We start from the raw sequence: 25,669 nt of genomic DNA, 5'->3' as shown, positions 1-25,669 counted from the left end.
GTTTTGATCCCAGAATTTATTGACACTAACATCCATATCTCAAAGATACTGACAAAAAGCAACCTCCTACGTTTAACGAATTGCTGCCAGTATTTTTTACCCCAATCGCCAGCCAGCTATGTTATGCTTGCCTAAACAAAAATTAAACGATTGAAAGAAGGAGCGGGTCATGATGCAACTTGGCAGCACTTTGAAGAAAATTCGCAAACAGCAGGGCTTATCCCAGAAAGAAGTCTGTGAGGATATCTGCGCCCAATCCATGCTTTCGGCAATTGAACATGATCGCTATGTTCCGAATGCCGAACTGCTGATTAAGTTGTGCCGACGGCTTTCGATTTCGCTGGATGGATTTAGTCTGGCCGCTAATTTTGATATTAGTGCCAGCCAGCAATTCAACCAAACCGTCGAGACCCTCTGTAATGGGCATGAGTACCAGAAGTTAAAAGCGTTCCTGCTCGCTCCGGCAACCGTCGAACAAGTTGAAACCGCCGCCCAGACCCAAGCTTATTACTATTATTTAGGGGTGGCGCAATTTCAAACTGACAGTAACTTAGATGAAGCCCAAGCCAATTTACGGCTGGCGATTCAAAGTGCCCCGGAAATGAATCATCTGTCAACCCTCACCCGATTAGGCTTGATTTCCTTGGCAGTGGTCAAATGCACTAATCAGCAACCAGCTGCTACCGTCAAGCTCGTTCACCAAGCCATGCAGGACATTGAGCTGGCTTCCTACGAAGAAAATCTCAATATCATCTTTTATCTTGCCGCCTTTATCGCCTACAAAACTGATGGCAGCACCTCGACATTTACCGACGTCAACCGAGCCATTGACTTTATCACTGCCCATAATTCGCACTATATGCTGGCCAACTGCTATCGACTGATCGCTCAAATTGCAATGGACCAAGGTGACGACGACCGCCAGCTTGAAGCAACCCAGCGGCAAAAATTTCTAACAGATCTGTTTCACGAACATGTTCAGGAACATTTCTAAAATATCAGGATTCTGATTTTTCATTTAACTTCATATTTAGTAAATTAAGGCCATTCAACTAAGGAGGTCTTTTTTTATGACAACAAACTTATTTACCAATGTCGTGATGGTCCACGCACCAGCTGATGAGGTGACGAAAATCCTCGCTGATCCCAAGCACTTGCTCCAATGGGTACCAGAAATCTCAACCGTGGATCAGGGCCAAAATGGCTTCATCATTAAACGTGACCAAACTGCTTTAAATCAATCGGAACTAATCAAAGTGACCATCACTGCCGGCGAAATCACTTACACCAGCACGCAAGGCCGGTTGGAATATCGATTGGTGTTCACGGTGACTTCGCAAAATGATCAATCGGTCATTCAAGAGGATCTGTATCTTCCTGATGATACCGATCGCCATTTACCCATTAAACTATTAGCGCCGATTGCCAAACATGCCTTTCATACGAATTTGATTCATTTAGGGGCGTTGGTTGAGCTGATAACCACAGAAAAGGGGCGATGAGCATGAATGGCATTGTCCAAATGGATTACTCAGGTATCAGTGGCTTGGAAATCAGGTCCCTGCCAGATCCAGTCAAGCATCCCCTTTCAGCCATCATTGAGACCAAATTTACCCCAGTTTTGCCCTACGACATTCTGATTGAAGAAGGCAAATTAGGTGACCTAAAGCCCGTCAAGCTGCCAATGGTCGTAGGTTATGGATTTGGCGGGATCGTTCAAGATGTCGGCGGACTGCGGGATCGGGATTTAATTGGTCAAAAAGTGATCGGGGCCAATTTGAACGGGTCAAATAGCGAACTGATTAATTCAGTCATCCCACCGCTGCTGTTCCGGGTTCCCGATGAAGTACCGCTTGGGGATGCGACAACAATTATTGGCGGCGGCGATGCAGCCCTTTATGCGACCAACCAAATCAATGCAACCAACCAGGATACCGTGCTGATTACCGGGGCGGCTGGGAGCGTTGGGACGTATTTAATTCAGCTGTTGAAGAATCTTGGAACCACCGTCATTGCGATGGGCCATTCCAGCAACCATGAATTTCTCCATGCGGTTGGCGCCAACTTTGTGATCGACTACGACCACCCCCTCAAGCCGCAGTTAGCTGACGTACCTATGGTTAACAAGATCATTGATTCGGTGGGGTCAGCGGCGTTATTGGACCAGCTAACTGATTACGAGGGTGCTCCCACAATCTTTTCACTTTCCCTGACCCACTATCAACCTCACAACCCGGATCAACATTTTTCGTTTGGCAATGGCAATGTTGGCTTGCACGGTTATCGCGATTTGCTCAGCAAATTAGCTCAGGGCACCTTGAAAGCTTACGTTCAGCACACCTATCCCTTTACTGACGTGAAGGCCGCCCAACAAGCACTCAAGACCCAGCATTCACGGGGAAGGCGCTTGCTTCAATATAATGAAGGAGGACTTAAATGACTGATTTACTCCTCGGAAATGGGTTCAACGCAACCACTATCACCCATTTAATCAACACAATTTTGACGCTCACCATTGTTGGTTGGGTAATTAGGGCAGCTGTTATTGTAACCGTGGGGATTCTGCTGTATCAAAAGATCAAGAAGCGCTGCTAAACGATCGTCAAAATATGCAAAAATGACAAGAACCAATTACTCCAACAGTAGCCGGAATAATTGGTTCTTTCGTTAAGTTCTGGGACCAAACCACCGGTTGTCCCAGTCTATTAACTGTTGTATTCAACTTTTCAATCTGTACTTTCCTCAAGAAGCCTCCTGGGTAACAATAATCCGCCCATCATGTTGCTTACTCAACAATTGATGCCCCTGAATAACGCCAGCAATTGTAAACGGCAGCTGATACCCGATTCTGATTGAAACCTTCTTTTCGGCCATTAGATCTAATAAAGTCGTCAATGCTTTAGCATCCGAAACCGCTTTGGTTGGACTAATTGATTTGAATTGAAATGGTTTGTTGGAAAGCGGCTCATCGCCACCAACGCTGACAATGATGCCATTATCTTTGACAATTTGGGCATCACTGTCACTGCCGGCACCGTTAATGGCGGAATTAATCACAACATCTGCTCGATTAGCGAGGATCAATGCCGGGTCTTGCTTATTATAGGCAACGTATTCGGCTACTCCCAACGACTTCACATAGGCTTCATTTCGACTCGCACCGATGCCGATCACTTGAGCGCCTAAATTCAAGGCCAATTGAACGGCCAGGGAACCAACCCCACCGGATGCGCCTTTGACGACCACCGTTTGGCCCTTCTTGACCTCGCCAAAATAGTAGACCGCCTTATAGGCAGTGATCCCAGGGGTTACAATCCCCGCGGCTTGCGCAAACGTCACGCCCGCGGGAATTTTAACGGTGCCAGCAGCCGCCGCATACGCATATTCGGCGTAAGCACCATGTCCGTGCGCAACGACGCGGTCACCAATTTTGAAGCCAGTCACATTTTTGCCAAGTTTGGCAACCGTGCCAGCAACATCTCGACCCGGAATAACCCGGTGAGTTGCCGGTCTCCATTCACCTGCGCGCATTGATTTTTCAAAATTATTCAGATTAAAGGCCTCAGTCTTGATCAAAATTTGATCATCAGAGATTTCAGGGGTTGGCACGTCATATTCTTCAAAGACGTCCGCATCCCCATTATGATCATATCCAAATGCTTTCATATTGTGTCACTCCTATCTAATTGCTAGTAATTGATTAAATTGTAAGGGTTATCTTTTTTGTTAGCAATCAAATGGCTTGGTGGTATTTTTTGACGCCGTGCAGGCAACGCCAGAAGTGTCAAAAAAAGAGCCTGAAACATTAATTTATAAATGCCACTTGGCTCCCCTTCTTATATCGATAAAACTTGCGACAAACGGCTGATCCCTGCCATTTAAGCCAAAAAAGTAATGCATTCCAAAACCAGAATGCATTACTTTTTTCACTTAAACTCTGGGATCAAATCGCCTTTCCCAATCTCTAAATCTGATTCCAGTAAAGACCCTCCAGATTGGCCTTCTATTTTACAAGTACAGAAATTCAGATTCTAAACAGGTTCAGAAACATTGTTAAAGTAGTCAACCAAGAACCGTGAACCAGTCCACGTCACTTTGGTAATACTACCGTTGATGGTTGGAACATAAACAGGCAAATCGCTCCAACGGGCAACGAGATTTCTAATGGCAGTTCCGTGGGTTGAGATCAAAATCTGATCATCATCAGCGGCCTGATCGATGATCTCTTGAATGCCCGCTGAAAATCGTTTCCAGAATTCATCACTGGTTTCGGCATCCTTATAAGGGTCCGCAGATGCAACGCGGTCTTCCGCCTGTTCAATTGAGTGTTTTATAATCATTTGCTCAAATGAATTAACACCGGCTTCTCCACTCAGTTCCTGCCATAATTGGTTTTCATCGGTTCCTTCAAAATAACCAAAGTTTAATTCACGCAGCGCTTTCATTAGCTTCAATTGGAGGTTTGGGGAGACTTTTTTATTCTCCTGTAATATCAGCTTACCGGTATTAATTGTCCGCATCGTATCGCTCGTATAGGCTTGGGTAAAATGAATATGGCTAAGCCGTCTGCCAGTTCTTTTTGCGGCGATAATTCCCTGCTGGGTTAGCGGAGAGTCACAATTTCCTTGAATCCGATTATATTTATTCAAAAACGTTTGACCATGTCTCACAAAATATAAAGTAATTGCCATCAATTGTGCCTCCCTTCAATGACTCAACTTAATGGTAACGTCAACTGACCTTTTTGTGACGCACCAGACGAATCTTGATTAGCGATTACTGAATGTCAATAAATGGCAATTGAAATAACGTTGCCAAGTCCTTAATTTGTTGTTCTGAAGCCGTAAACGTCAAAACGGTATGGTGACCGCCACCATCTTGAATCCATTCGGTTGCCCCATGCTTGAGTCCCATCTTTGGAGTCCAATATTGTTTGGCAATTGGCAAATATGGTGTCTTCTTCGTTGGTTTGTGAGCAGTCACGCCATAGCCGATCATTCTAAATTCGGTGCCAAAGTCAGAAATCGTTACATCCATTGCATCGCCATCTATACCATCGAACACGAGACGAGCAGGATCATCTTTACCACCGATTCCAAGTGGGTGAACTTCAACCCGTGGCTTATCACTGGCAATTGTTGGATCAACTTCCAGCATGTGTGAGCCCAAAATGGCTTCATTACCTTTGGTTAATTCAAGAGTGTAATCTTCCATAAAGACAGTCCGATCATTATGCGTCATAATCTTAAGTAAACGATCAAGCGCAGCGGTCTTCCAATCTCCTTCGCCGGCGAATCCGTAACCTTCTGCCATCAACAACTGTACTGCAAGTCCTGGGAGTTGCTCCATTCCAAACAGGTCTTCAAAATTAGTTGAGAATGCGGTATAGCCGCCCTTGTCGAGCAGATGCTTGATACCAAAATATTCTCGGATTTGATAACGAATTGAGTGTTCATACTTTGCAGAGTCATTATCACCCTGAACAAAAGTATATTTTTGCTGGAGTTCTTGGTACTTGTTGTCGATATCAGTTTCAGAAACCTGATTGATCTCTTCAACCAAATTGCCAACTGGCCAGTAATCGACTGTCCAGCCAAATTGGATTTGACCCTGAATTTTGTCGCCTTCTGTAACAGCAACGTTGCGCATGGTGTCACCAAAGCGGGCAACTTTGATGTTGAAGCTTTCATTGTAAGCAACGGCAACATCTTCCCAATCAGCAATTTCTTGTTGAACTTCGGGGTCAGCCCAATGACCATAAACGACTTTATTGTGTTTCTGAAGTCTTGCATTGATGTAGCCGTATTCACGATCGCCATGAGCACTTTGATTCAGGTTCATATAATCAAAGTTGATGGTGTCGTATGGAATGTGATCCAAATATTGAGTAGCGAGATGCAGCAATGGCTTTTGCAGTAATTTAGTTCCGTGAATCCAGTTTTTAGCTGGTGAATAGGTATGCATCCAAGTAATCACACCAGCAACCTTATCTGTATAATTAGCTTCTTTCATAACTGCGGTAATTTCATCCGCAGTGGTAGCGACAGCTTTGAACTTAATTGAGTAGGGAAGCTTGCCGGAAGCGTTTAATTGGTTGATAATATCTTCCGTATCGGATCGAACTTCGCCTAATATTTCTTCACCATAGAGATGTTGACTACCAACGACAAACCAAAATTCATAATTAGGTACCTTAAGCATGATATTTCTCCTTCCAAAACTTTCAAACTGGGGTCTCATAAGTTGACATTTAATGACAATTCATTAAATATGATTGTGTTATTGAATTTGCTTGCTATTGTCGGCTCTGATTTCCGGAGTCTTGCTAGTAAACGTTTCAACGTAGTCATCATAATTGAAAGGCAGTTGGATAAATGCACGATATTGCATGAAAAAATATGTATATTTGTTGTTAACAGATAAAAACTTCAATTTCGAAAGGAATAAATTATGAGAATCGCGTTCAGTAATCTCAATGACACCATGCCCATTTCTTGTGATTCAATTGGCTATCACTGGCGCCAATACCCAATTTACCGGCCAAACGGTTACCGCTTTTTTCACTGGTTACAGACTGAAAGCAGCTCCGGAAGCATCAAAATTGATGGTCAGCAAATTCATCTATTGCCAAACTCTGGCATTCTAATTCGCCCCACCGTTCCCCATTCTTATATCGCTGATTCGGATGCCAAAGAGTGGGATACCGCCTACTTAACCTTTTATGGTCCTCTAGCCAACTACCTCGTTAACTATCTGGATGTCAAAGACTACCGGGTGTTCCAAGACTTGCCCGAGGACATTACCGGGTTTATTCAGAATAACTACCGCGCCTTCATCAACAACACAATCGCTGACCGGGTCAATCAATCAGTACTGATCTATCGCCTTTTGCTACTTCTTCATCAATTGGATATCGTTCAGGACAAACAAAGCAAATCCGACCCGATCGTTAATCGAATTATCAGTTTCTTGGAAAGTAACTATCAATTCAACATTACCAATCAAAGCATCAGCAACATCACTGGGCTATCAATTCCTTACCAAACGAATATTTTTCGTCAAAAGTACGGAATGACACCTCTTCAATACTTATTCGAATACCGGATTCGACACGCTGCTTATTTGCTGGTCACCAGAAAAGATCTGCAGGTTCAGGAGATTTCAGAGCGGGTTGGCTTCCCTGACACTTCCAGATTCATCAACGCCTTCAAGAACTTTTACGGCGTGACACCCAAACAGTATAGTAAGACGGCTTATCAGGGAAATAATTAAGGGGTAAAGGAATTGGCAGTAATTTCTGCAATAACAAGCCGCTGGATGAAGTAATTCAGGTAGCTCGTAAACTAGTTCAAATTGTTGACCATGCTCGTCTTGGTGGGCATCCACTTGAAGATGTTAAACCGATAGTACGAACAGATGATTTGCGATTTCAATCTCTAAGTTCTGAAATAATTATGACGACTGCCTTCGACAAGTGTGAGGGCTTTTTTAATATCATCGACAGAACCAGCCAAAATAAAAAGCCGCCAATCTCTCAGCGACTTTCCTTATCAAACTCGACTTAACTTTAATGAAAAAATGAGGACGGGATCAAAACACCTATCGTCTCAATCTCTTGGCTTTTTTCGGAACATTTACGGGAGAAATACGAGTCGATTATCACTATAATCATTCCATTTTTCAGCGATTTGGCTAAGCGGAAAAGTGGTCAATGGGACGGCAATTTTGCCATCAGTGATCATTTTCAACAATGCCGGCATATCATCGGCCAAGTTAGCTGCCGTGAATGACCCGAAGCCGCTGCCAATCAGGTGGAAGTCGATACTTCTAAACAGGCTGCCCTTTAATGGCGAACTTTGACCGGCCATTGACCCAATCTGAACCCAGGTTAAGGTGTGTTGGGGATCTTGGCGCTGGGCAATCATGTCCCCTATCATGGTTGCGGTAATGTCGCCCCACAAGTAGTCCAAAACGACGTCAACATCGCCAATTTTTGCCAGATCGGCTTTTAATTGATCGTCATTGTCAGTTAGCTTGATGGTTGACGCCACGCCAAATTGGTTTAATTTAGCCAACTTTTCAGGATTTCGCCCCACGCCGATCACTTCACTGGCTCCGAAACTAATGCTGATCGGGATGGCGAGTTGACCTGAGGCGCCAGTTGCCCCCAACACCAAAACGCGTTTGCCCCGGATCTTGTCCTCACCCAAACGTTCCTTGATCGCCATGAACGATGACATTGCCGGGTTGGCCGTGGCAGCGACAACCGCCGGATCAATCGTATTATCAATTGGGAACAATGCCCGTCGGTTGACAACCGCCTTTTCTGCCAATGTCCCATAAACGTTACTACCGCTGTTGAAATAGACATGTTCCCCGTCCGCAGTTTCACCCACCGCGTCAACACCAGGAACAATCGGCAAGGTGCTGGTTGCTGAATAGTGGGTTCCGTTTGCCCTTGACCGAGCGAGTTGGCTGACTGCCGCTGCTAAGACCCGGACCTCAACTTCGCCGTCCTTGACTTCTGGATCGGGAAATTCGCCGTATTCGGGCCCGCGGGTAAAATCATTAATAATTGCTGCTTTCATATGAATGCTCCTTAATCATAATTTGAGTGGAATTATTGAAAGACATCTTTCAATATGATTTTTATGATGAGTGAATTCAGATGGATTTGCAACGATATTGATTTTCGATTTAGTAGAATATCTTGCTGCGATTAAATGATGATGCAAACCAGCAATCGTCAATTGTACTTCTCGATGGCTCCAACTTAAAATAAGACGTTTCTCATTCCTCGCTAATTACTCACTTTACCGTTTTGAAAGATGATATTTTACTTTTTTTAAGGCTAGATTTGACCATTTTGTAGGTGATCTCTAAATCATGTTTTACACAAAACGTTCGGTAGCCTTCAATGCTGTTGAATCAAAAACTTATTCAAAAACAAAATAAAAGCCGCTAATTTCTCAGCAGCTTCTTTTATCAAACTCGATTTAATTCAGTTATGCGCCCCCGGAGAGTCGAACTCGGATCATGAGGACCGAAATCCCATCAGATTTATCAAGCAAGCATCAGATCCCACCTATCTACCCTGAACCAATGCTTTTCGAGATCAATAATTGGATGTGTGCAAGCAAGAGCTTGTTGCAAATTTGCAGCAGCTATCGTATACTTTTCTCCAAGAGGTGAGTCGAATGAAAATCCCAAATTCTGGAATTAACAATATTAAGCCAATTTCTGAATTACGCTCCTACAACAAGCTGCTAGACGAAGTAACCCCTGAAAATCCTGTCATTCTCACCAAAAACGGCTATGGCAAGTATGCCATTATTGATATTTCCGAGTACGAAAAATACGAACGAACTCAAATTGCCAACGAATTAGTCCAAATTGTTAATCACGCTCGCAAGGGTAATTTGCATTCATTAGAAGATGTTAAAAAGGAAATCATGAACCGATGACTTATACGCTAAACCTCTTCGATGATGCAAGAGATGATATCCGGTTAATGGCAGCTTATTTGGATGATAAATTCGACAGGTCTATCAGTGATAAGGTGCTATCAGAACTATTTGATCAACTTGAAAACTTACGAAGCTTTACAAAGGTCGGCAAACCTATCGAAACGCTCGGAACAAATACGGGTTTGACCGGATTCTATTATCTTAGAACTCCGAAGAACACGATCTTGTATGACGTTAATGACGCTGAATCAGTCATTAATATTCTTCGTATTTTTGACAATCGCCAAGATGTTGTTATTCGAATGATGAAGTATTTGATTAACTATAAGCCCAAATAACTCTCTAAGTTCTTAAATAGTTACACCAAGGCCGTCGACAAATGTCGGGGGCTATTTTCATACTATCATCACACCCAACACAAAAAGCCGCCAATCTCTCAGCGACTTTCCTTACCAAACTCGATTCACTCCACTTATGCGTCCCCCGAGAGTCGAACTCGGATCATGAGGACCGAAATCTCATGTGCTATCCATTACACTAAGGACGCCTTACATCATATTATTATAGCGAATTTTGAATATTAATACAAGCACCGAGTTTATGAAAATTCGCGGGCTACGCGATCAGCTTGGTCTTCCAAATACCACATTAATTGATTACCGTCTTTTTGAAAATCGGCTTCAAAGGAATCACCGATTGGCTTGATCTTTTTGAGTAACTCCTTCTTCAATCCGTAAACTTCGATCTCTTTGCCGACTAACTTGCCAGTATCGTAATGCCCTTCCTCGGCTTCATCTAAGTAACCTTGGAACGCATCCTCAATCACTTGTTTCATCAGCCCTTCCCTGGTTGTTTCCGGGTGACGGGCTTTTTCGATTGCAAATTTATCTTCGAATTCATGCATATTTTCTGGATAATCCAGTGACATTGTCTCACCTCATTTGAAATTTGGATGATCACCATCCATTTACTCACGCACTCTATATAGTAACATTATTTTGCGCAACGGTTTATTGCTTGCATTTCCCTCCCATTTAGATGAACATATACATGAATAATGTTTTGATTCTAGGACAGCCGCGTAAAGCAAAACTTCCACCTACGCACCTTTAGCAAAAATCCCAGAATCGGGGATTTCTGCGAAAGGAGACTTAGGTTCCGGTTTCTAACCGCTTTACTTAGCTCACTTATTAGGACAGCTCCTCAAAGCAGAGATCTGCATGTAAGCACCTCGAACAAAAATTCCCAAAACCGGAATTTCCGTTCGAGGAGACTTACACTCCGATCTCTAACCGCTTTGATCCGCTCACTTTGACATTTAGGAGGCATTTATTCATGATACAAACAATTTCAGTTGAAGAATCACGGCAATTAGATGACAAAACCATTAACCAAATCGGCATCCCTTCCATGGTCCTCATGGAACGAGCTGGGCTTAAAATATATGATGATATGCGCAACAACTCGGATCTTGATTTAAATAAGGTCTTGATCCTTGCCGGGACAGGCAATAACGGCGGCGACGGTTTGGTCGTGGCCCGCCTGCTCTGCACTCACGGTTACGATGTATCGATCCTCACGGTTGGCAATCCCGATCATGCCAGCGAAGATCACGTCAGCCAACAAAAAATTTGCGACTATTATCAAATCCCCAAGACTTTTATGAACGCCGATTTCAACAAATACACGACCTTGGTCGACGCGTTATTCGGCAGCGGTCTTTCTCGCAATGTTGGGGGTGACTTTGCGACGGTGATCGACAAGGCCAACGCTTCAACGGCAAAGATCCACGCCATTGACATCCCCTCAGGCTTAAACGGCGATACCGGCGAAGTAATGGGCACAGCTATCAAAGCAGATTCGACCTCGACAATTGCCTACGTCAAAGCAGGGATGGTTAAGCCAACCGCCCAACCGTACGTTGGCAAATTATTTATTGATGACATTGGCATTTACAAGGGCAACACATTTGATAATGAATAAATATTAACTTATTATAGGAGTAACTTGTTTAGCGCTGAACATACCAGGAGGTGCCATCATGGCAGGCAAAAAGGATCAAGGATACGTTAACGTGCACGATGTTGACCCAGATATTATTGTTGATTTGAAATACGCAACCACGGACAACTTCACCCATCAAGTGGTGTATGACTTTGATCAGGCAATTTCACGGATTGATACAGTAACCAAGTTGGCGGCAGCTAGTAACGCCCTCAAAAAGCAGGGTTACCGGCTCCGAATTTGGGACGCTTATCGCCCGACTTACGCCCAACGCAAGCTATTCGAAGTTTATCCAGATCCAATTTGGGTCGCTGAACCTGATCCAAATTTTAGTCATCAAAAGGGCGTCACCTTTGACCTCACTTTGACTGACATGGACGGTCACAACTTGGAAATGCCAACCCCATTCGATGATTTTACCGGCTTGGCAAAACGCAGCGAGTACGATTCATGGACTCCAGCTGCCCAAAAGAACTACGACATTTTAAATGATGCAATGACAGCTGCAGGTTTTAACGGCTACGAAAATGAATGGTGGGACTTCCGGGACACGGATGCGGACAAATTTGGTCCGTTAGAAGTTGACCCGAAGGATTACTAATATATAGAAACTAGGAGTAAGGAATATGAACGTTGGAATCATTGGTGCGGGACCACGTGGGGTAATATTAACGTCCCAACTACTAAATCAATTCAAATATAACGCTGACCAGCCAGAAAACCTGACGATCACGCTTTTTGATCCATACGGAATCGGCGGTCGAATTTGGCGCAAAGATCAGTGGGACGGCTTAATCATGAACACCCCTGCCGACCAAATCACCCTCTTCACAGACGCTTCGGTTAATATGACCAGCAAAGTCTATGATGGCCCATCGCTTTTTGAGTGGGCTGCCAGTGCTGAGGCACAGGACTACTTAACTGCCAATGACTACCCAAGCGAAATCAAGGCAGCCGCTGGTAATTTAGGCGGCCGGGATTATGCCCCTCGTGTTCTGTATGGCGCCTACATCAGGTGGTTCTACAGTGAACTGATGAATCAGTGCCCAATTGAATCAACCGTCACCGTTGAAAAGGCGGAAATTGTGGATTTGCAATACAATGCGAACCAACGGATTACATTGAAGACGGATGATCATCAATATGCTTTTGATAAAGTGGTCATGAGTCTGGGCCAGCAAGACAACTACCTCAACGACGAGGAGCAGCAGCTGGCAACCTATGCCCAACGGAACAAATTAACCTACATCTCCCCAACGCACCCCGGGGACGCTAACCTCAACGACATCCCTGCTGGTGAACCAGTCATCATCCGCGGGCTTGGGTTAAGCTTTTACGACTACGTGTCTGAATTGACCCTTGGCCGTGGTGGGACCTATATGAAAAATGATGATGGCAGCTTATCCTACCAACCAACTGGCAGGGAACCTCGAATTGTCGCAGGTTCTCAGCGGGGGATCCCTTATTATCCAAAGGCAATCAGTGAAAAGGGCTACGGTGAACAAGCTCAGCCAGTCTTTTTAACGGCGGCGAACATGGATCAAGTTTCCGTTGACGGCAAACTCCCCTTTGCGGAATTCATGCGATTATTGAAGCTCGACCTCGACTTGGTTTATTACAGTCTGCTCATTCGCGACAAGTTCCCATACAAGAGTGCCACTGATTTCAAAGACCGGTTCATCAACTCTGACAATCGACCGGCCGTGCTGGCTGCGTTCGGCTTTCAAGAAGAAGATATCTTTGACTGGGACTACATTGTTAACCCCTTTAAAGATGTGCAAGTAATTGGCACTGAAGATTACCAATCTGTATTAATCAACTGGCTCAGCCGAGTCATTCCAGATGCTGAAGCGGGATCTAAAACCGGCCCAACATCCTCGGCGCTTGAACTATTGCGCGATTTCCGGCCAGTTTTCAGAAAGATTATCGCGGAGGATCGATTCTCAAACGAAGATTACGTGAACAAATTCCTAGGTGAATTTACCTCAATCATCAGTTTCTTATCAGTTGGTGCCCCCGTTTTGCGGAGTGAACAATTATCCGCTCTGATCCGCAGCGGCTTGGTCACAATTTTAGCTCCTGAGATGGAGTTAAAAACACAGAATGGCTGGTACGTCACAGCTTCGCCAAAACGGAACACAGATGTGTACAAATCCGCCGCGGTCCTTGAAGCCAGAGTACCAAAACCCGACTTGACGATTACAGCCAATCCTTTATTGGAGAACTTAGTTGACAATCAATTGGCGCGCACCAAAACCCTCAAGGTCAACGACCAAGATGTCGGTCTGGCAGCAGTTGATGTCCAGCCAGACTCCGATCAGCTAATTAATAAAGGTGGTGCCAAACAGCCCAACGTGTATATTTGGGGTGTGCCCTTGGAAGGATTAAGGTTCGCCACAAACGCCAGCCCCCGTCCGGGAGTCAACGATATCAACCTCCAGACAGCTGATAAGATTGCGGCAAGTGTCCTGGGCCTCAAAACAGCCGATAAGGTGGATATGAACTAAATTGGTGGGAAAATCGAAACTTGTTTGAATACCAAAGAAAGCCACGGCAGCGGTAGTTGTCGTGGCTTTTAATTCTGATTAATTTGATTGAACCCAACAGCTGGGTATTCCGAGCTTCTTATTGGAAAGAAGCGCCAATGCTACCCGTTTGTCTTTGTATTCTGAACTTCCATAAATGACCGATCTGGAATTCGGATCAAACTAAATCGGTTGGCTTGGCGACCGGCATGCAGGCCGATTCCGTTAAACCAGTTTTTCTTATAAGTGGCTGTAACGGTTGCGACCCAAGCATGTTGGTAGCGATCGTCCAGATGATTCAACCACTCCTTGTTCCACTTGTAGGTTTCAGCTTGCAGGTTCAGGTTGCTCTTGCCATAAACCACCGTCGCGTTTAAGCTGTTAACTTGATATTTACCGCCTTCCACGTAGTATGTATAGTTTTGAACAGGATTTCGGCCGGAACCATTTTGCACTTGCACGTAGTCCGATTGATCGTTCTTGTATTGGATGATCAATGGCTTGTACTCGTAACTGGTCGTCACCCGACTTTGATCCATTTTGGCAACATCTTGGAAAAATGTCGCGTACGACATCCCCCAAATGGCCAACAGAAAGACGACAATTTCGCCGCAGGAGATGCTAAAGTTTTTCCAAGTGAAGCTTTTTTTAGTTGTCACAATTAATTTCAACCGGCGGGCCCGCATATCGTGGATCATCCAAACCAAATAAACAATCAAGATGAGCCAAAGCCCCATACCAATCAAATTCCAGGCGGATTTCATAACTGATTCCCCTTTTTACTTGTTATTGAGTTTAGTTTACACTAATTAAGAGTGCGAAAACAAGCGGTTAACAATCGGAGTGTAAGTCTTCTTTGAAGAAAATTCCCGGTTTTGGAATTTTTTCAGTAGGTGCGTATACGCCAATGATCGCTTGATGAAACAGTCCGACTCTAAACTTGAAACTAAATCCATTCTAACATTCTTAACTGACATTCATCCATTTCGAAAACTCATCGAGGTGACCTCACATGTGCACCAGCCTAACCATTCAATCAAATAATCATCATGTGCTTCTCGGCCGCACCATGGATTTCCCGGTAGAGGCCAAGTGGCATCCAACTCTCATCAATCAAACCAGTTACCAAACTGCACTCGCTGGCAAGCGACCACTCAAATACCCGTACGTTGGCGGTGGCCGTCATGAAAGCCGCACCGACATTTTGATGGCCGATGGCGTTAACATTGCCGGCCTAAGTTGCGCTGAGCTCATGTTTCCACTCAAAGCCCACTATCTGGCCAATGAAGTCCCAGAAAAGTTGAACCTCACCCCACAGGACTTCTTGCCTTGGGTCCTTGGCGAACATGATTCAATCGAAGCCGTGAAAAATGAGCTTCCAGCCGTTGCCCTGATTGGCAAAGATTGGCTTGCGGGCCAAGAAGTCTTTGCGTTTCACTGGATTTTGACCGACCAAACTGGGCAAACATTAATTATTGAACCAACTCAAAATGGTATGGAAATTATTGCCGATTCCATCGGTGTCCTGACCAATTCGCCAACTTATCCCGAACACATGTGGCGGCTTGCCAAAGAACTAAATGGATCCTCAAATAAAGAAAGCTTAGTCCAGCAATCCCGACGTCTTGTCTTGAATCAGCAAATTCCCGCAGCCACCAACACGCCAACTTCGCGATTCCTCGAAGCGGCAATCGTTAAGCTCGGGAATTCGCCGGCGCCAAATCAGTTTGTAGCCCGGAATCGCCTGTTTAACGTCTTAAACGCGGTTGCCATCCCTTATCAACAGACAATGAATGACCATCCCAACTTTAATTACACCCACTACATTTCAATCTTGGATTCAACCAGTCAGACTTATTTTTTTAAATATCATGATGACACCCAAGTTTTCAGCTTTTCGCTGCCACAACTCATTGCCAATTATCCCAACACGGCCAAATTTCTAGCCTAAATATTTGGCAATCTGCTTTTGGACGCCTTGATCCTCGTTGGTTTCATCCGTAACTGAATTAACCCGGGATAACAAGTCTTCAGCGCTATTTTTCATCGCATAGCCCTCGCCAGCCGCATCAATCATTTCAAAGTCATTGCCGTTATCACCAAATGCGGCAACGTCCTCAAACGACAGATTCCAATCAGCCAACAGGATCTGGAGGCCGCTAAGCTTGCTGACGCCGTCGACCATGACGTCCAGCCCATTCATGCCAGAAGACGTGGCCGCAAGTTGGCCGCTAAATTTGTGGTTAAACTCATCTTGGCGTTTAACGACCCCACCAGCTTCCCAAGTGATATCAAGCTTGTAAATTGAATCAAACACCAATTTTAAATCACGCATCGACTGCATGTTTTCGTAAAAATACTGGGAAGCCTTAAAGCGTTTTGAATCAGCCGGCAAGTTACAATAGGTGCCGTTTCTGCCCACTAAAATAATTTCGGCGCCCGCATAAAGTGATTCGGATTCGAGGTACTCGAGTGCTTTTCTTAAAACGAGATGGTCAATAATTTCTTCGGTCACAATCACGCCGCGTTCATCGACGACCAACGCCCCATTGTTACAAATATACGAAATCGGTCCAGAAACGTTTTTAAACAATTCAAGCAGGTGTTGATACTGATTGCTGCTTGCCGAAACAAAGTGCAACCCCTGCTTTTTCATTTCATCAAGTTGAGCTTGAAACGCCTTCTCATCGAAGGTACCCTCATCATTTAAAAACGTGCCGTCCATGTCGCTTGCAATCACTTTAACCAACGCCAATTCCTCCTGTTATTTCAGTTTGATCATTCGTTGTTTCCATACATTCATTCTACAATGTCGTGAATTAGTTTGTAAATTGCTTTTATATTTAGTATACTAAATTCAATCATACAACTTATCTGGGGTGCCTAAAGGCTGAGAAAAACCCATCGAACCTGATCTGGTCAGTACCAGCGAAGGGAGCATACTTCCGTTGTATCCAAATGGATTATTTGCAATAGATGAATTTCGCAGCCAGGGTAAAACTTCAAGTTTTGCGCTGGCTTTTTTGAATGCTCTGATGGTTTTCGGTGACCAAGTAAACCCGGTCTCACCAGCAGACGCCTCTTGCCAACACCAAGTCGTTTGGCACTCCAGATAATTGGGTGAAATATCGTATTGGAGGCATTATTCATGGATAACAAGACTCAACCCGCTACTAATCGGGAACATCAAAGCAAATGGACACTTCGTAACATCATCCTAATTGCTTTGATTGCCATTTTTACAGGAATTATTTTTTGGGGAGCTGGTTTCCTCTATACAGCGCTAACCGTTGTACTCACGCCAATTGGTGCTGCCCCCTTTGCCAATGATCTCTTAATGGGATTGTGGTGTATGGCCGGCCCATTAACTGGCTTTGTGGTTCGGACTTTCGGATCCGCTTTTGTTGGTGAATTTCTCGGTGCTGCCGTTGAAGTCTTTCTTGGTGGCCAATGGGGTGCCGGTGCCTTTATCTCTGGCTTGGTTCAAGGAATTGGTTCCGAACTTGGATTCGCCTTCACGGGCTACAAGCGTTACGACTGGGTTGGCTTGAACGCCTCAATCTTCACCACCGTAGTTGTGACCTTCGCCTGGGACATGATTAAGAATGGCTACAACAAATTCGGCATTCCACTATTGTTGGCACTCTTTGTCACTCGTTACATCTCAACCTTCATTTTTGGTGGTGTTTTAACCAAGATGATTGTTCGTCTTTTGGATCGTAGTAACGCATTTTCACTTTAACCGCTAGGAGTTCTGATAATGACTGACGTTTTGATTGACCACTTCACTTATGAATACCCCGGCAGCACCGTCAAGGTATTGAACGACGTGGACGTAACTTTTAAACACAACCATTTTTCTTTACTGACCGGTCCATCCGGCAGTGGGAAATCAACGCTCCTGTATTTTATTGCTGGATTATATCCGCATTTCATTGGCAACGATGCTCTGGGAGGCATCAAGTTCGGTGACACGGATATCAAACAAATTCCAAGCAACGAAATCAGCCATTCGGTTGCGATGATGTTTCAAAACCCCAACCAACAGTTTGCCATGGACACTGTCATCCATGAGCTGACCTTTGTGCTGGAAAATATGCTGGTAGAACCTGCCAAAATGGACGGGATTATCAACCACGCATTGGCCTTTTGTGGCATCAAGCAGTTACGCTCCAGGGTTATCAATACCTTGTCCGGTGGAGAAAAACAGCGAGTGGCATTAGCCTGCATCGTTGCGATGGATCCACCGGTGATCGTTTTGGATGAGCCGTTTGCCAGCATCGACCCAGATTCACGATTGGATCTGATCAAAAAGCTCAAGCAGCTTCAAGTGGAACACGGGAAAACCATTATCCTCGCAGACCATGACCTTAACGATTACAAAGGTGTCATTGACGAGTTCTACTATCTCGATCCGGATACGCATCACATTAGTTTGTTAGATTCACAATCTGCCCAACACTTCTTCGATAATTTTAAAAACACGCAGACAATTAATAAGCAAGTTGCGATCCCGACCGAAGCCGCTCCGTCAATCATTAATATCAAAGATTTTAAGCTTCAACCGCACCATTCACTGTTATTGAAGCTGGGTGACTTTAAGTTCTGTAAAGAAAAGACCACTTTGATCACTGGCGCCAACGGAATTGGCAAGTCGACATTATTTAACGCGCTGACCAAATTGTTGCCGTATGATGGCGAAATCGACTTTGCTGGCAAGAACATCCAGAAAATTCGGCCGTTGCCATACGCTAAAAATGTCACGCTGCTATTTCAGGATGCCGAAAATCAATTCTTGAATATTACCGTTAAAGAGGAGCTTGATTTATCTCTTAAGAACAGGACAAATCAAGCCTACTCAATCGATGATGTTCAAACAATGCTCAAAGAGCTCAGCATTGACGGCCGTGATGACCAAGTCGTTTATTCATTAAGTGAAGGCCAAAAGAAAAAGCTACAGATTATCGAAATGTTAATCATGAATCCGCCGGTCCTTTTAATGGATGAACCATTCAAAGGATTGGATTATCATTCGCTAGAGGTCGTTGTCGGCTTCTTAAACCGGTCCAAGCAGGAATTTCATCAGACCCAAATTATTATTTCTCACCAACTGTCCGGTTTGGATACCCTCATCGACTATCACGCGAACTTTGCGGATCAAAATCTGACTTACCAGGAGGTTATCAAATGAATCCTGGATTGAAGTTACTATTAGTGATGGCAATCGCCCTGGAAATTTCGTTTACTCAGTCGTTGATTGTCAATGTAATCCTCATCTGTGTCAGCTTCATTTACATTCTCTTTAATCGGGTGACCTTCAAAGCGTTAATCGGCTTAATTTTCTGGCCGTTATTCCCTGCCCTTGGATTATTCGTTTCTCAATGGCTTTACGGAAGCGCTGGTATCCATTTTGCTTGGATCCTGTTTACTCGAATTTACGCCTACGTCTTTCTGGGGGCAACTTTCACGCTGACCAGCAGCATCACCGATTTAGCATTAACATTGGAGCAGGATTTTCGGTTACCCTCCAAATTTGCATACGGCGTCCTGGCAGCCTTTAACCTGATGCCCAAAATCAACGAAGAAGTCCAGATCATTAAAACTTCCGCGTTGATGCGTGGCGAGGCCCTTCACTTCTGGTCACCCAAATTGTACTTCAAAGCGATCTTATCATCGATTCAATGGTCGCAAAATCTGGCCGAAGCGATGACGTCCCATGGCTTCGTGGAAGACCAGGGGCGAACCCATTACCGAGTGATTAAGATCACCGCAATGGATTGGGTTTGGTTTATTGGCCTGTTTGGGATTGTGCAAGTTCTATTATTCTTCATCAGATATTGAAAGCTTTTATTCCTGAATTTTATATTTTGCATTATAATTAAATGCGAGAGTAGAAAGAGTGTGACGCTGAACGATTTGGGTGCATTTCATCACTGTTTGGCAGAACACATTTAGGAAGAAGGCGTTTAGAATGCGGGCAAACATGTTTGCATTTGCGTTCGGCATTTTTGCATTAGTTGTCGGCGTGATTATCGACCTGTTCGGACTATTCAATCAGTTTATGTCCCTGGACAGCGGCAAGACCGTTTTAACCGGTAGTATTACTTTTCTGTTAGGCTTAGCGTTTCTGTCATTGCCCAATCGCATTGAACGATACCTTGGTGAAGCAGTGGTCACATTGGGGTTACTGTATTACTTCTATATCCAAACCAACAACTTATGGGTGGCAATTATTATCGTTGCCATTATCGCTGCGGTCATGGAATATGGGTTAAAGCATCGTTAATGTGTGCCGATTTGCTTTTTATTGCTATAATATATGTATGGCAACACGAGGTTTATCAAATGGAGGAATTATGATGGCAGAACAATTTAGTACCTTAGCTGAAGAAATTATTAATTACCAAAAGAAAAACGACATGCCTGATACTGCGTTAGCATTTAACTTGCACATTTCCGTTGAACGCCTCCACGATATCAAATCGATGGAATCAGAACCGACTCCAGATGAGAAGAGAACGATAGAAGCGGTGGTTCGTTAATTAAGGATGTGAAGCTAAGCAAAACTGGCTTGTCAGACTCTCTTAACAGAAATTACGAGCTTAGGCTTTTACTATGGAAGCTTACATGGAAGTTTCTGCTTGGTAGCCACCATTCGACCATATCACAACCACTATCATCACAAAAAGTTTCAGCAATCATTATTTAAAAAATGAAAAGATGACCCAAAGCAGAAATTTGTTTGCTTTGGATCATCTTTTTTAGTTGGGAGTGCCTCGAATTCTACTGAGCAGTCAATCCACCATCTACCACAAACTCTGATCCTGTTGAATAGCTGGAATCATCTGATGCCAAGAACAGAACCATCTTTGAGACTTCTTCCGGTTCTGCCACTCTTTGTAATGGAATGGCTTTGGCAAATTCTTTGATAACTGCTTCGCTATCACCTTGGTGAATCATCGGCGTGGAAATGACGCCTGGATGCACTGAATTAACCCGGATTCCTGCGTGTGCCAATTGCAGAGCAGCAGCCTTCGTCATTCCTCTAACAGCGAACTTGGTGTCCGTATAGCCAATTGCACCACCAACTAATCCATTCATCGAAGAAATATTAACGATACTACCACCATTTTTCATTGCGGGTGAAGCATATTTCATCCCCAAAAAGACTGATAGCTGGTTAATTTTGAAAATCTTCATGTAGTCATCCACCGTAATGGCTTCAAGTGGTTTATTGAAACTAATTCCGGCGTTATTAACCAAAATGTCTAAGGAGCCAAATTGATCGACTGTGGCATTCACCACATCTTTCCAATTATCTTCGTTCGATACATCCTGCTTCACGAAAATCACGTTGTCGCCAAGCTCTTGAGCCAACGCGGTTCCCTTTTCTTCATTAATATCAGTAATTGCAACCTTCGCGCCTTCATCAACAAATAATCTTGCGTGACTTGCGCCCATCCCCTGAGATGCACCGGTAATGATCGCAACTTTGCCGTCTAATTTTCCCATAATGTACCTCCTAAACAAGTGAGCGGATCCAAGCGGGAATAATCGGAATATAAGTCTCCTTCTGTGGAAATCCTGGTTTTGGGGATTTCTACAGAAGGTGCTTATATGCAGATTATTGCTTGGAGGAGCTGTCCTAATACAAGTGAGCGGAGTAAAGCGGTTAGAAGTCGGAGCGTAAGTCTCCTCGGAGAGAAATTCCTGGTCTTGGAATTTTTCTCCGAGGTGCTTACGTGCAGACTTCTGCTTTACGCAGCTGTCCTAACAAGTAAGCAAATCCAAGCACTTACTAACCTAAACCCAACTCCCTCATCCAACTAAATTATACAATATTGTTATAGTTTTCATAAGATTTTTGCCTGCAATTTTGAGACTGAACTGCCTGGTTTAAATCTAAAAAAAGCAGGCAGCGCAGTCATTCCAATTTTTGAATGACAACACTGCCTGCTTAAATTTTGGAATCAGTTATTTATCGCAACATCTATCAATCTGAAAGCAGCTCAAGATAAACGAAGGACTCATACCACGGCCTCACTTCAAGGCTTCTTATGAAAGAGACGCTGCCAAAACGATGAGCGCTTAGGTTGCTTCAAATCCCCCCGCTCTTGATGATACCGTTTCATCCCTTCCTTGTAGGTATTACCGAACAGTTGATTGTACGAGGGTTTGTGCTGCTCCTGCTTTGGCAGTTTCTTACCACAATTGGGGCAAACCACATCATTAGCGGCTAACTTAGCCCCACAATAGGGACAGTATGCAAATCTACTGGCCATCATCTATCACCCCACTCACTTGACCGCCAGGCTCGATCAGTCAACTTCATTTTCCGCCAAGAAGGCTTTCAAATAATCAAAGGCCATCTCGCGGATCGTCTCAATCCCAACTTGTTTGGTCTGCGACTCACCTTCAGCATCGACATCCAGTAATTCAACGTCAAGAACGCCGGTTTTAAAATCTAGGGACATTGGATAACCAACAAAGTTTTCTTCATCGCTGGTTTCAAATCGAACCACATTCCGATAGTTAATTGCTTGGGTAATGATGTTGACCAGGATGTTATCTGCATTATCAAATGCTCGATCAGCGTTTAACACGGGAAGGGCAAAATGTTTTGCCTTTTGATTAGCAGCGACAAACTTCTCGACGACCCGCAGATAATCGGCATCCACAATCAGCCGGCGAATGTCATCATAGCGAATCCAGACATACCCGCCAAATCGCCCGTTCATGTCCACAACGAGCATGACAATTTCGCTATCGTTGTTTGCGATAATTTTGCCGACATAGAAATATTTGCGGTCATCATTAGTATCGACAATGAGCCAACTGCCATCCTTTCGTAATTGAGTGGCTCGGTTTTTAAATGCAGCCGAATCCGCAATCACAACGTCGTCAATGTGATTAGTCGGTTTAATCATTGGCAGTACATCCTGCAACAGTTGCAGTTCCGTGCCGCCAAATTCAATCCCCCGAATGTCAGTAAATTTAATCACATATTTTGGTCGCTTCGAGAAATCGTATTTATTGATATTTTGAAAGGCGACGCCATCGGGGTGCACCTCGTCAATCAAACCTTCGTTGTATTTTAATTTATCAGCGTCCTTGGTAATAATCAGTGAGACCCGCTGATCTTCATGCAAAGTTTTGATAACCCGGTCGAACAGCGAATCGCTCATCTTAATCGGCATGTCAAACGGTGGGTTTACAGCCATATGATGCGATTCATCAAAGGCAATTCGTTCCTTCATATTGGCCAAGTCATAACTGTCGGTTTCAATTTGCTTAACGGCGCTAATCTTGAGGTACACTTCGCCGTCTTGAAGCCCATAGTCGTTATACGTAATCATGATAAAATCTTTGGAACTCAAATACTGAATGATCCCGGTATAAACAATGTCACTGTCTTTTTGAAATGCGTTAATCAGCAGTTCGTCGATCTGAGCTGCCCGCAATTTGTCGTAAATGGTTTTCAATGTGTTTTGTCCCTTCTCTCTATAGATGGATTTTCTTAATTGCTGTGGCTAATTGATCAGGGCGAAAATCCAGCTTACATCGAATATGCCGCTCCGCCAAGCAAATACTATTTTGTTCAGTCCAATTCAGGGTTATGAAATTGCGTTGCTGACAAACTCTGCCAGCCGCTTTCCTTTTAATCCATCACTAATTCCCACTAGTAATTTAATCCGCGCCTTTTGGCCATTCAATCCCTGACACAGAATGGTTCCCATCTTCTTCAACTGGATGCCGCCACCCTCATAATCGTAGATGTCTTGAGCTACCCCGTTATAGCACCTGGAAACTAAAACAATTGGAATCTTGTTGTCAATGAGTCGTTTAACTGCGGGTAAGGTTTGTGGCGGCAAATTTCCGGCACCGAGCCCCTCGATTACCAAGCCTTTCGTTTCTGGTTTATCGATGGCATCAAACAGTTCCCCATCCATTCCAGCATATGCTTTAATCAAAAACACCCCACTGACGACGTGATTAATATCAGCGACTTCCGTTCGAATCAATTCTTGGAAGTATTTTGCCTTATTTTGGGTTACAATACCAATTGGTCCAAATGTCGGCGTTCTAAATGTTGCCACGTTGGTCGTGTGGGTTTTGGTCACATATCTGGCCGTGTGAATTTCATCGTTCATCACCACCAGCACGCCCTTCCCATAGGATTCATCGGTTGCCGCCACCATAATGGCATTTCTGAAATTGTACAACCCATCTGAACCAATTTCATTTGAGGAACGCATGGCCCCCGTCAGCACCACTGGAATCGTGTTTGGCAGCGTCAAATCCAAAAAATACGCGGTTTCTTCCAACGTATCCGTTCCATGGGTAATAACGACCCCGTCGATACCATCATCAATTGCTTTCATAATCCGCTGCTTGATTTTTAACATCACAGCCGGGGTCACGTGTGGAGATGGCAAATTGAATAGTTCATCGGTAATCAATTTAATTTGGCCCTGTAAGATCACTTGTTGCTCGGCAATTGGGTTCTCGTCATTTGGGACCACTTCGCCTTTTTCATTTTGCGACATTGAAATCGTGCCGCCCGTGTGAATTGCAAGAATTGTTTTCATTTTTATTGAGTTCCTCCATCAACCTGTTAATCTATATTATTGTAACGTAAAATAGCAAGTGAAAACGATATTTCACACTTACTTATAAGAAAGAAGCAAAGTAATGGCCAATTCTGATAGATATTATACTCCCCAAGATTCAAAAGATGCGATGCGACAAATCGAAATGCTGTTTAATAAATACAAAGACGCGCCGCTGACCCAAGAACTTGTCGATTATCACCAAAACTTGGTTAATCGGTTAAAAACAGATATCCTTGCGGCAGCAACCAAGGAGGGCGTTCAATCCCGAGTTGAATCAATTCATTCGATGGTGGCTGTCATGAATAACTGGCTGCAAATCAAGCTTAGCGGCAAGCCCTTCAATGGTAAAATGGTCCACTTTCGGTTTGTTGCAGACAATGCCCAGCCACGATTCAAGCGCCGCGTTCATAAAATGAAGGGCAGCAGCAATCACCGGGCATCCGGGCACTAGTCGTTTCGCTTGTGGTGGGTTGGACATGATCGGTATAATTGATGTGTCCGCATTGAGGCGGAGGATGGCGAAAGTCTTAGTTAGGGGTGAGCTGTGGATTTTTGGATCTGCTCGCTTGTTAGGACAGCTCTGCTAAGCATAAATTCCCATATAAGCGCCTAGCGACGCTCACTTGTTTAGGACAGCCTCTCCAAGCAATAATCTGCATATAAGCACCTTATGCAAAAATCTCCAAACCGAGATTTCCACATAAGGAGACTTATATTCCGATTATTCCCGTTTGGATCCGCTCACTTATTAGGACAGCTCCGTAAAGCAGAAGTCTGCACGTAAGCACCTCGGAGAAAAATTCCAAAACCAGGAATTTCTCTCCGAGGAGACTTACGCTCCGACTTCTAAACCGCTTTACTTTGCTCACTTATTTTAGGACAGCTCCTCCAGGCAGCAACCTGCACGTAAGCACCTTTGGCAAAAATCCCAGAATCGGGGATTTCTGCCAAAGGAAACTTACGCTCCGGTTGCAAACCGCCTGGATCCGCTCACTCACACTAGGACAGCTCCGTAAAGCAGAGATCTGCATGTAAGCACCTCGAACAAAAATTCCCAAAC

Annotated in this window: 28 protein-coding genes, 1 tRNA gene and 1 riboswitch; of the genes, 17 read left to right on the top strand and 12 right to left on the bottom strand. The window is 44.2% G+C overall.

The genetic code is table 11. The features are described 5' to 3' along the window. Positions 1-172 precede the first annotated feature (172 nt). From FD12_RS13105 to FD12_RS13955, 4 genes are all read left to right on the top strand, one after another. Positions 173-994, top strand: a complete 822-nt coding sequence (locus FD12_RS13105; RefSeq protein ID WP_056983437.1) for a helix-turn-helix domain-containing protein — start codon at positions 173-175, stop codon at positions 992-994. Positions 995-1,070: 76 nt separating this feature from the next. Beyond that, positions 1,071-1,502, top strand: coding sequence for an SRPBCC family protein (locus FD12_RS13100; RefSeq protein WP_054747465.1), 432 nt, complete (start codon positions 1,071-1,073; stop codon positions 1,500-1,502). A gap of 2 nt (positions 1,503-1,504) precedes the next feature. Further along, positions 1,505-2,440, top strand: coding sequence for a quinone oxidoreductase family protein (locus tag FD12_RS13095; protein WP_054747467.1), 936 nt, complete (start codon positions 1,505-1,507; stop codon positions 2,438-2,440). Further along, a complete protein-coding gene (locus tag FD12_RS13955; RefSeq protein WP_156404081.1) occupies positions 2,437-2,595 on the top strand; it encodes a hypothetical protein in 159 nt (52 codons plus the stop codon). Before FD12_RS13095 ends, FD12_RS13955 begins: the two co-directional genes overlap by 4 nt. A gap of 147 nt (positions 2,596-2,742) precedes the next feature. Here FD12_RS13955 and FD12_RS13090 read toward each other — a convergent pair whose 3' ends face one another. The 3 genes from FD12_RS13090 to araA form a co-directional block, all read right to left on the bottom strand. Next, complete coding sequence (locus FD12_RS13090; protein ID WP_056983427.1) at positions 2,743-3,666, bottom strand: NADP-dependent oxidoreductase; 924 nt, start codon at positions 3,664-3,666, stop codon at positions 2,743-2,745. Positions 3,667-4,031: 365 nt separating this feature from the next. Then, the gene (locus tag FD12_RS13085) at positions 4,032-4,691 is read right to left on the bottom strand and encodes a histidine phosphatase family protein (protein WP_056983426.1); all 660 of its coding nucleotides are present in this window, start codon (positions 4,689-4,691) and stop codon (positions 4,032-4,034) included. Positions 4,692-4,776: 85 nt separating this feature from the next. Further along, positions 4,777-6,201 (bottom strand): L-arabinose isomerase, encoded by a 1,425-nt coding sequence (gene araA, locus FD12_RS13080; protein WP_054747469.1) that lies wholly within the window; start codon positions 6,199-6,201, stop codon positions 4,777-4,779. Between the two features lie 249 nt (positions 6,202-6,450). On the opposite strand from araA, the gene FD12_RS13075 reads away from it, so the two are divergent. Beyond that, complete coding sequence (locus tag FD12_RS13075; protein WP_054747470.1) at positions 6,451-7,272, top strand: AraC family transcriptional regulator; 822 nt, start codon at positions 6,451-6,453, stop codon at positions 7,270-7,272. A gap of 362 nt (positions 7,273-7,634) precedes the next feature. Here FD12_RS13075 and FD12_RS13070 read toward each other — a convergent pair whose 3' ends face one another. Continuing rightward, positions 7,635-8,588, bottom strand: coding sequence for a quinone oxidoreductase family protein (locus FD12_RS13070; RefSeq protein ID WP_054747473.1), 954 nt, complete (start codon positions 8,586-8,588; stop codon positions 7,635-7,637). A gap of 609 nt (positions 8,589-9,197) precedes the next feature. Between FD12_RS13070 and FD12_RS13065 the strand changes: the two genes are divergently transcribed. Next, positions 9,198-9,464 carry a type II toxin-antitoxin system prevent-host-death family antitoxin gene (locus FD12_RS13065; RefSeq protein ID WP_054747475.1) on the top strand — a complete coding sequence of 89 codons (267 nt, stop codon included), beginning with the start codon at positions 9,198-9,200 and terminating at the stop codon, positions 9,462-9,464. Continuing rightward, entirely contained in the window at positions 9,461-9,805 is a 345-nt protein-coding gene (locus FD12_RS13060; RefSeq protein ID WP_054747477.1) for a type II toxin-antitoxin system RelE/ParE family toxin, read from the top strand. Before FD12_RS13065 ends, FD12_RS13060 begins: the two co-directional genes overlap by 4 nt. 137 nt (positions 9,806-9,942) lie before the next feature. On the opposite strand, the gene FD12_RS13055 is transcribed toward FD12_RS13060, so the two are convergent. Beyond that, positions 9,943-10,014 (bottom strand) — tRNA-Arg (locus tag FD12_RS13055). 51 nt (positions 10,015-10,065) lie between these two features. Then, the gene (locus FD12_RS13050; protein ID WP_054747478.1) at positions 10,066-10,395 is read right to left on the bottom strand and encodes a hypothetical protein; all 330 of its coding nucleotides are present in this window, start codon (positions 10,393-10,395) and stop codon (positions 10,066-10,068) included. A gap of 407 nt (positions 10,396-10,802) precedes the next feature. Here FD12_RS13050 and FD12_RS13045 point away from each other — a divergent pair, with 407 nt between their 5' ends. Genes FD12_RS13045 through FD12_RS13035 form a run of 3 tightly spaced genes read left to right on the top strand, consistent with a single transcriptional unit; the run spans position 10,803 to position 13,978 of the window. Then, the gene (locus tag FD12_RS13045) at positions 10,803-11,450 is read left to right on the top strand and encodes an NAD(P)H-hydrate epimerase (RefSeq protein ID WP_056983425.1); all 648 of its coding nucleotides are present in this window, start codon (positions 10,803-10,805) and stop codon (positions 11,448-11,450) included. Positions 11,451-11,508: 58 nt separating this feature from the next. After that, positions 11,509-12,072: a M15 family metallopeptidase gene (locus tag FD12_RS13040; protein ID WP_054747480.1), complete on the top strand. Its 564-nt coding sequence runs from the start codon at positions 11,509-11,511 to the stop codon at positions 12,070-12,072. Positions 12,073-12,097: 25 nt separating this feature from the next. Then, entirely contained in the window at positions 12,098-13,978 is a 1,881-nt protein-coding gene (locus FD12_RS13035; protein ID WP_056983424.1) for an FAD/NAD(P)-binding protein, read from the top strand. Positions 13,979-14,118: 140 nt separating this feature from the next. Here the strand turns inward: FD12_RS13035 and FD12_RS13030 are convergent, their stop codons facing one another. Next, positions 14,119-14,760: an LVIS_2131 family protein gene (locus tag FD12_RS13030; protein WP_054747482.1), complete on the bottom strand. Its 642-nt coding sequence runs from the start codon at positions 14,758-14,760 to the stop codon at positions 14,119-14,121. Positions 14,761-15,008: 248 nt separating this feature from the next. On the opposite strand from FD12_RS13030, the gene FD12_RS13025 reads away from it, so the two are divergent. Next, positions 15,009-15,947, top strand: a complete 939-nt coding sequence (locus FD12_RS13025; protein WP_056983423.1) for a linear amide C-N hydrolase — start codon at positions 15,009-15,011, stop codon at positions 15,945-15,947. Here FD12_RS13025 and FD12_RS13020 read toward each other — a convergent pair. Further along, on the bottom strand, positions 15,939-16,745 hold the full coding sequence (locus FD12_RS13020; protein ID WP_054747483.1) for a Cof-type HAD-IIB family hydrolase: 807 nt from the start codon (positions 16,743-16,745) through the stop codon (positions 15,939-15,941). The two genes, FD12_RS13025 and FD12_RS13020, sit on opposite strands and share 9 nt — an antisense overlap. Positions 16,746-16,861: 116 nt before the next feature. Then, a riboswitch (TPP riboswitch) is annotated at positions 16,862-16,951 on the top strand. Positions 16,952-17,144: 193 nt separating this feature from the next. Here FD12_RS13020 and FD12_RS13015 point away from each other — a divergent pair. The 5 genes from FD12_RS13015 to FD12_RS12995 all read left to right on the top strand — a co-directional run bounded on the left by FD12_RS13015 (position 17,145) and on the right by FD12_RS12995 (position 20,538). After that, the gene (locus FD12_RS13015; protein WP_056983422.1) at positions 17,145-17,738 is read left to right on the top strand and encodes an ECF transporter S component; all 594 of its coding nucleotides are present in this window, start codon (positions 17,145-17,147) and stop codon (positions 17,736-17,738) included. A gap of 18 nt (positions 17,739-17,756) precedes the next feature. Next, positions 17,757-19,187 carry an ATP-binding cassette domain-containing protein gene (locus FD12_RS13010; protein ID WP_054747485.1) on the top strand — a complete coding sequence of 477 codons (1,431 nt, stop codon included), beginning with the start codon at positions 17,757-17,759 and terminating at the stop codon, positions 19,185-19,187. Continuing rightward, a complete protein-coding gene (locus FD12_RS13005; protein WP_054747487.1) occupies positions 19,184-19,837 on the top strand; it encodes an energy-coupling factor transporter transmembrane component T family protein in 654 nt (217 codons plus the stop codon). Before FD12_RS13010 ends, FD12_RS13005 begins: the two co-directional genes overlap by 4 nt. A 130-nt stretch (positions 19,838-19,967) precedes the next feature. Continuing rightward, positions 19,968-20,282, top strand: coding sequence for a hypothetical protein (locus FD12_RS13000; protein WP_054747489.1), 315 nt, complete (start codon positions 19,968-19,970; stop codon positions 20,280-20,282). Between the two features lie 70 nt (positions 20,283-20,352). Further along, positions 20,353-20,538 carry an LBP_cg2779 family protein gene (locus tag FD12_RS12995; protein WP_054747491.1) on the top strand — a complete coding sequence of 62 codons (186 nt, stop codon included), beginning with the start codon at positions 20,353-20,355 and terminating at the stop codon, positions 20,536-20,538. 241 nt (positions 20,539-20,779) lie between these two features. Here FD12_RS12995 and FD12_RS12990 read toward each other — a convergent pair whose 3' ends face one another. The 4 genes from FD12_RS12990 to FD12_RS12970 form a co-directional block, all read right to left on the bottom strand. Then, positions 20,780-21,508, bottom strand: a complete 729-nt coding sequence (locus FD12_RS12990) for a glucose 1-dehydrogenase (protein WP_054747493.1) — start codon at positions 21,506-21,508, stop codon at positions 20,780-20,782. Between the two features lie 533 nt (positions 21,509-22,041). Continuing rightward, positions 22,042-22,281: a zinc ribbon domain-containing protein gene (locus FD12_RS12980; RefSeq protein WP_054747495.1), complete on the bottom strand. Its 240-nt coding sequence runs from the start codon at positions 22,279-22,281 to the stop codon at positions 22,042-22,044. 33 nt (positions 22,282-22,314) lie between these two features. Beyond that, complete coding sequence (locus FD12_RS12975) at positions 22,315-23,478, bottom strand: hypothetical protein (protein ID WP_054747497.1); 1,164 nt, start codon at positions 23,476-23,478, stop codon at positions 22,315-22,317. Positions 23,479-23,610: 132 nt separating this feature from the next. Further along, the gene (locus FD12_RS12970; protein ID WP_056983420.1) at positions 23,611-24,585 is read right to left on the bottom strand and encodes an asparaginase; all 975 of its coding nucleotides are present in this window, start codon (positions 24,583-24,585) and stop codon (positions 23,611-23,613) included. A 103-nt stretch (positions 24,586-24,688) separates the two neighbouring features. Here FD12_RS12970 and FD12_RS12965 point away from each other — a divergent pair, with 103 nt between their 5' ends. After that, positions 24,689-25,060: a hypothetical protein gene (locus FD12_RS12965; RefSeq protein ID WP_054747499.1), complete on the top strand. Its 372-nt coding sequence runs from the start codon at positions 24,689-24,691 to the stop codon at positions 25,058-25,060. The last annotated feature ends 609 nt before the right edge of the window (positions 25,061-25,669 follow it).

This window comes from Lentilactobacillus rapi DSM 19907 = JCM 15042, assembly GCF_001436255.1.
GTDB lineage: Bacteria > Bacillota > Bacilli > Lactobacillales > Lactobacillaceae > Lentilactobacillus > Lentilactobacillus rapi.
This window is presented reverse-complemented; position numbering and strand designations above follow the sequence as displayed.